We start from the raw sequence: 6,533 nt of genomic DNA on the forward strand, positions 1-6,533 counted from the left end.
AACGAGAGCCCCCACTTATGGTGAGCGAAAAAAGAAGCGAAAGAAAAACAGGGCGGCGTGAATCATATGTCGGCAGTACTCTGGTTGAAGGTGAATGGTCAACGTGCAGGAATCAACCTAGGGTGAATTATTGTGCTTGTCAAGAATAAATCGGCCCCGCGTTAAGCAGGGCCGTGTTGATTTGGGTTCAGGCTTCGAAATCCTCAGGCTCGAATTCTTCTGTCTGGGATGCGACCGGCTTCAGGCTGTGGGTTGCGCGACGAGATTCTGGTTTATGCGCTTGTTTGCTTAGCTGCCGCTCCAGTTTGTGGTACATGTCTTTAATCGCTGCATACATATTTTCCTGTTCAGAGGACGCTACAATGTTTCCTCCAGGAATGCCGGCTGTTGCTTCCACCTTGAAGTGCCGGTTTGGTTCTTTACTGATGACTGCGTGTTTGCCAATCAGTGGGACCTGAAAGCGCTCTAACTTACTGAATTTCTCTTCAATGCGCTCACGGATAGCAGGGGTGACATCAATGTTTTTGCCTGTGACTTCTACTTGCATAGTCTCTCTCCTGTTTTGCTACCCCTTGGTGGGTTAACTTCAGATTACTCTTCTGAAGAGGTAATAAAGTGATCTGGATCAACTTTGAAAAGTAAATTAATCCACCAATTTATTTATGTGACTTGCTCTGCTTTGTGACAAGAAAATGACGAAAAATCGCTTGTCGAGCCTCTGGTGATTACGGCAGTATGAAGTTATCTCTTGACTGGCGGCCAGTGCTGCTCAGGGGTTTTTTTCGGCCTTGAGACAGTTCCGGGAGAGGCCGAGCATGCGGCCGAGAGATGAAATTCAAGGTTGAGAAGAAGTAGAAAGCGAAAACATTCAGGAAAGCATTCAAAGAAAGAATAAAGAAGAACAAAGAAAGTAAATCATCAGTTGCACCGCACCAGATCAAAAACGGCAGCCCAGTGGCTGCCGTTTGTTGTATCAGGAGGGCTTAAACCGGATTCAAAGCAATGAGACGCTGGGTATGTTGTGCCGGTGTATCCAGCCCAAGTTTTTCATACGCGGTCAGCATCAATGGCAGCGATTTCTTCGCAGCTTCCGTATCCGGATACAGGTTCTGGATTTGCTGGCATCGATTAATTGCAGCAACCCACGCTTCCCGGCGGATATAGAAGTCTGCCGCCGCTAACTCATAATTCGCAAGGCGGTTTTTGAGGTATACCAAACGGGCTTTCGCATCGGCGGCAAACGGACTGCCCGGATAGCGTTCCAGCAAGCGTTTGAAGTCGCGGAATGCCTGGCGGGCTGGCTCCGGATCTCGGTCATGACGGTCAATGTCAAAGACGTCATGCATGAAGGAACGATCCTGCGCCATATGCGTGAGGCCACGCATGTATAGGACCCAGTCGGCTTTCTCATGGGTTGGATTGAGGCGGGTAAAGCGGTCAATGGTTGCTTCGCCCAGGGCCAGGTCATCGTTTTTGTAGTATGCATAAATCAGATCAAGCTGAACCTGCTCCGAATAAGCGCCAAACGGATAGCGTGAATCCAGGGTTTCCAGCCTTTCGATGGCTGTGACCCAGCTGCCACTTTGCAGGGCTTCCTGAGCACTGGCATAGAGCTCTGAAGGCGGGATATCCGGGACTACTTCCTCTGTACTTGAACATCCAGAGACAATAGCAGCGGCAAGAAATGTCGGGATTATCAGGCGTTTCATTGCGGCGTCAGTTTCCTTGGTCATAATTTATTTTTTTGATCCATTACGGTTTGAAGCGTTAACGGATACAATGACAGCTATTCATTGTCATTTTACGCAGCGTTTGAGCTTTAGTCTCAGGTATTTTAAAAAAGTTCTTTATGGCACAGCAAATAGAGTTAAGCAACACAGTAAACGATAGCCAGTTAGGTCAGCGTCTGGATCAGGCTCTGGCTGAGCTGTACCCGGATTATTCACGCTCCCGTATCAAAGACTGGATCCTCAACGGTAATGTCAGCATGAACGGTGAGGTGGTGACCAAACCACGAACAAAAGTCATGGGCGGCGAGTTGCTGACCGTTGTCGCTGAAATTGAAGATGAAGAGCGCTGGATTGCACAGGACATCCCGCTGAATATCGTCTATGAAGATGAGCACCTGCTGGTGATTAACAAACCACGTGACTTTGTGGTTCACCCGGGAGCGGGAACACCAGATGGTACTGTACTGAATGCATTGCTGCATCATTGCCCGTCACTGGCAGAAGTACCGCGTGCCGGCATTGTCCATCGTCTCGATAAAGACACGACGGGCCTGATGGTCGTCGCGAAAACCATTCAATGTCAGACCCGCCTGGTTCGCGCATTGCAGAAACGTAAGATTACCCGTGAGTATGAAGCCGTTGCGATGGGTAAAATGACCGGGGGCGGTGTGGTTGAAAAACCAATCGGCCGTCATTCAACCAAGCGTACGTCGATGGCTGTCCATGAGCTGGGTAAACCGGCGATCACACACTATCGTGTGGCAGAGCACTTCCGTGAGCATACCAGCATTGTGCTTCGTCTTGAGACGGGCCGTACGCATCAGATTCGTGTGCATATGGCTTATCTGTCTCACCCGCTGGTAGGAGACACTTTATATGGTGGTCGTCCGCGTCCGCCGCGTAATGCATCTCAGGAAGTGATTCAGGCTTTGCGCGCCTTTGACCGCCAGGCGCTGCATGCCCGTATGCTGCGACTGGAACACCCAATTACAGGTGAACTGATGGAATGGCACGCAGAGACACCGGATGACATGGTGACACTGGTTGAGATTCTGCGTCAGGACAAGATTGATCATCCAGAGGACGATTATTGATATGTGGATTACCCCAGACTGGCCCGCGCCTGCCAATGTAAAGGCGATCAGTACGACACGTTCCGGCGGAATGAGCCAGGGACCGTATGAAGGGCTGAATCTGGGGGATCATGTTGGTGATGAGCGGGCTGCCGTTATACATAATCGGCAATGGCTGCAACAACAGTTGGGCCTGACTCAGGCGCCGGCCTGGCTCTCGCAGACACACAGCACCATTGTTTTGGATATTCAGGTGCCGCTGAAAGATGTGCCGAATGCAGATGCCAGTGTGACACGTCAGTCCGGCATTGCTTGCACGGTGATGACAGCCGATTGCTTGCCTGTCTTACTGTGTGATCGTTCAGGGACGCAAGTGGGCGCGGTTCATGCCGGCTGGCGTGGACTAGCCGATGGCATTCTTGAAGATACCGTTGCCAGATTTACAGCTGAACCAGAACAAATTCTGGCCTGGCTGGGTCCGGCTATCGGACCAGCTGCGTTCGAAGTTGGCGGGGAAGTCCGTGAGCAGTTTATTGCCGGACAACCCGAAGCGGCTGCAGCGTTTCAACCACACGGTGAAAAATGGCTGGCGGACTTATATCAGCTGGCAACGCTCAGGTTGAATCGACTGGGAATCACGCAAGTTTTTGGCGGAACAGAATGTACTTATGCCGATCCGGCCCGCTTTTATTCCTATCGCAGGGATGGCGTGACCGGGCGTCAGGCCAGTTTGATTTGGCTGGATGAGTAAACAAAATTTTCCAATTTTCTAAAAGCGGCTTCAGGCCGCTTTTTTTATCTCCGCACAATTTATGCTTGAAAAGCACACAGCGCGTAACCATATAAAAGGTAATGACAAGGTCATATCAAGAGTGGAGGACTTATGCGTCTTGACCGGTTTACAAGCAAGTTTCAATTAGCGATTTCTGATGCGCAGTCGCTGGCTTTGGGTCGCGACCATCAGTATATCGAGCCTGTCCATCTGATGATGGCACTGATGAATCAGGACAGCAGCACAACGCGGCCGCTGCTGACTCTGCTCAATGTCGACATTACTCAATTACGTTCCAGTCTGTCTGAGCAATTAGATCGTTTGCCTAAAGTCAGTGGGATTGGCGGTGATGTGCAGCTTTCTCATCAAATGGGCGTGCTGTTTAACATGTGCGATAAGCTGGCCCAGAAGCGCAAAGACAAATACATTTCTTCTGAACTTTTTATTCTGGCGGCGGTGGATGACAAAGGTCCGCTGGGTGAGCTGCTGCGCAAGTTTGGTCTGAATGCCCAGAAAGTAGAAGCAGCCATTGAAAAGATCCGCGGTGGTCAGAAGGTTGATGATCCGAATGCGGAAGAAAACCGTCAGGCGCTTGAAAAATTCACCATTGATCTGACTGAGCGCGCAGAGCAGGGCAAGCTGGATCCAGTGATTGGCCGGGATGAAGAAATCCGGCGTACGATTCAGGTCCTGCAACGCCGGACTAAAAATAACCCGGTGCTGATAGGTGAACCGGGTGTCGGTAAGACCGCGATTGTTGAAGGACTGGCTCAGCGCATTGTCAATGGCGAGGTACCGGAAGGGCTGCGTCATAAGCGTGTTTTATCCCTGGATATGGGGGCATTGATTGCCGGTGCCAAATATCGTGGTGAGTTTGAGGAACGTCTGAAAGCCGTACTGAACGAACTGGCGCAGGAAGAAGGCAGCGTTATTCTCTTTATTGATGAACTGCATACTATGGTCGGTGCCGGTAAGGGTGAAGGTGCCATGGATGCCGGCAACATGCTGAAACCTGCATTGGCTCGTGGCGAGCTTCACTGTGTTGGTGCCACGACGCTGGACGAATATCGTCAGTTTATTGAAAAAGATGCGGCACTGGAGCGTCGTTTCCAGAAAGTGCTGGTGGAAGAGCCGAGTGTCGAAGATACCGTGGCGATTTTGCGTGGCCTGAAAGAGCGCTATGCGCTGCACCATCATGTTGAAATTACCGATCCGGCAATCGTGGCAGCGGCGAGTTTGTCGCACCGTTACATCTCAGATCGCCAGCTCCCGGATAAAGCGATCGATCTGATTGATGAAGCGGCATCCAGTATCCGGATGCAAATTGACTCCAAGCCTGAAGCGCTGGACCGCCTCGAACGTCGTATCATTCAGCTGAAAATTGAGCAGCAGGCACTGTCGAAAGAAAGTGACGATGCCAGTCAGAAGCGTCTGGCGGTACTTAGTGAAGAGCTGGACACGAAAGAGAAGGAATACGCGGAACTGGAAGAAGTCTGGAAAGCAGAAAAAGCGGCTTTGTCCGGGACTCAGCATATTAAAGCGGAGCTGGAGCAGGCCCGTACGGATATGGAAATTGCCCGGCGGGCTGGTGACCTGAACCGTATGTCAGAATTGCAGTACGGCAAAATTCCTGAGCTGGAAAGACAGCTGGATTTAGCGGCGCAGGCTGAAATGCAGGAAATGACACTGCTGAAAAACCGCGTTACTGATGCAGAGATTGCCGAAGTGCTTTCACGGCAGACGGGGATCCCGGTCTCGCGGATGCTGGAAGGCGAGCGGGATAAACTGCTGCGCATGGAAGAAGCGCTTCACGCCCGGGTCATTGGTCAGGATGAAGCCGTGAATTCCGTGGCGAACGCAATTCGTCGTAGCCGTGCGGGTTTGTCTGATCCGAATCGTCCGATTGGCTCCTTCTTATTCCTCGGCCCGACGGGGGTGGGTAAAACCGAACTGTGTAAGGCGCTGGCCAACTTCATGTTCGACAGTGATGATGCTATGGTGCGGATTGATATGTCTGAGTTCATGGAGAAACACTCCGTTGCGAGACTGGTTGGTGCGCCTCCGGGTTACGTGGGATATGAAGAAGGGGGTTATCTGACGGAAGCTGTGCGTCGTCGTCCTTATTCTGTGATTCTGCTGGATGAAGTGGAAAAAGCGCATCCGGATGTGTTTAACATTCTGCTTCAGGTTCTGGATGACGGCCGTCTGACGGACGGGCAAGGCAGAACGGTGGATTTCCGGAACAGTGTCATCATTATGACCTCGAACCTGGGATCGGATCGGATTCAGGAACATTTTGGTGAACTGGATTATGACGGGATTAAAGCAATCGTCATGGAAGTGGTCGGTCATCATTTCCGTCCGGAGTTTATCAACCGTGTCGACGAAACAGTTGTGTTCCATCCATTGGGTGACAAACACATTAAAGACATTGCCCGGATTCAGATTCAGCGTCTGAGCAAACGACTGGAAGAAAAAGGCTTTGAACTGAAAGTTGAGGATTCAGCTTTGGATCTGATTGCCAGTGCCGGTTTTGATCCGGTTTATGGTGCGCGACCCTTGAAGCGTGCGATTCAGCAATATATTGAGAATCCGTTAGCGCAGGATATCCTGTCGGGCAAACTCAAGGTTGATAAGCCGATTGTCCTTGCAGCAACCGCTGACCATATTACTGCCAGCCAATGAACCTGTAGCGTGTGTTGATAGAAAGCCTGCTGTATTCAGCAGGCTTTTTTCATGAACCTTCACTGGATTTGCTACGGAAATCGACGGAAAAATCGTGTTTTGTGTGATTTTTGCTCGGTTGGTTTTTTTTTATGATTTAGTGCTTGCTAAGGCGATCGAACTCTCTATAATGCCGCATCACCGACACGGAGAGCGGCGCTTCAGCCAAGACCGTATCGGAAAGCTCTTTAACAATTTGACCATGCAATCTGTGTGGGCACTCGACAATGATAC

At 50.7% G+C, this 6,533-nt stretch carries 5 protein-coding genes and 1 other annotated feature (1 of these 6 only partly in view); of the genes, 3 read left to right on the plus strand and 2 right to left on the minus strand.

Annotated elements, in window-relative coordinates; all coding sequences use genetic code 11:
• Positions 1 to 64: a sequence feature (Phe leader region), on the minus strand (it extends 57 nt beyond the left edge of the window).
• Between the two features lie 123 nt (positions 65 to 187).
• Together hpf and bamD are read right to left on the minus strand one after the other, a co-directional pair.
• Positions 188 to 547 carry a ribosome hibernation-promoting factor, HPF/YfiA family gene (gene hpf / locus SPK40_RS22260; protein WP_248144086.1) on the minus strand — a complete coding sequence of 120 codons (360 nt, stop codon included), beginning with the start codon at positions 545 to 547 and terminating at the stop codon, positions 188 to 190.
• Between the two features lie 436 nt (positions 548 to 983).
• Positions 984 to 1,709, minus strand: a complete 726-nt coding sequence (gene bamD, locus SPK40_RS22265) for an outer membrane protein assembly factor BamD (protein ID WP_248144087.1) — start codon at positions 1,707 to 1,709, stop codon at positions 984 to 986.
• A gap of 140 nt (positions 1,710 to 1,849) precedes the next feature.
• On the opposite strand from bamD, the gene rluD reads away from it, so the two are divergent.
• The 3 genes from rluD to clpB all read left to right on the plus strand — a co-directional run bounded on the left by rluD (position 1,850) and on the right by clpB (position 6,260).
• The gene (gene rluD, locus SPK40_RS22270; protein ID WP_248144091.1) at positions 1,850 to 2,824 is read left to right on the plus strand and encodes a 23S rRNA pseudouridine(1911/1915/1917) synthase RluD; all 975 of its coding nucleotides are present in this window, start codon (positions 1,850 to 1,852) and stop codon (positions 2,822 to 2,824) included.
• 1 nt (position 2,825) lies between these two features.
• Positions 2,826 to 3,554, plus strand: coding sequence for a peptidoglycan editing factor PgeF (pgeF, locus tag SPK40_RS22275; RefSeq protein ID WP_330961948.1), 729 nt, complete (start codon positions 2,826 to 2,828; stop codon positions 3,552 to 3,554).
• Positions 3,555 to 3,686: 132 nt separating this feature from the next.
• Positions 3,687 to 6,260, plus strand: coding sequence for an ATP-dependent chaperone ClpB (clpB, locus tag SPK40_RS22280; RefSeq protein WP_248144093.1), 2,574 nt, complete (start codon positions 3,687 to 3,689; stop codon positions 6,258 to 6,260).
• Positions 6,261 to 6,533 lie beyond the last annotated feature (273 nt).

The sequence above is a fragment of the Photobacterium sp. 53610 genome, assembly GCF_036409375.1.
Classification (GTDB): domain Bacteria; phylum Pseudomonadota; class Gammaproteobacteria; order Enterobacterales; family Vibrionaceae; genus Photobacterium.

Coding starts and splice junctions, on each gene's coding strand:
- rluD (WP_248144091.1), top strand. CDS start 1,850: ATGGCACAGCAAATAGAGTTAAGCAACACAGTAAACGATAGCCAGTTA.
- bamD (WP_248144087.1), bottom strand. CDS start 1,709: ATGAAACGCCTGATAATCCCGACATTTCTTGCCGCTGCTATTGTCTCT.
- hpf (WP_248144086.1), bottom strand. CDS start 547: ATGCAAGTAGAAGTCACAGGCAAAAACATTGATGTCACCCCTGCTATC.
- clpB (WP_248144093.1), top strand. CDS start 3,687: ATGCGTCTTGACCGGTTTACAAGCAAGTTTCAATTAGCGATTTCTGAT.
- pgeF (WP_330961948.1), top strand. CDS start 2,826: ATGTGGATTACCCCAGACTGGCCCGCGCCTGCCAATGTAAAGGCGATC.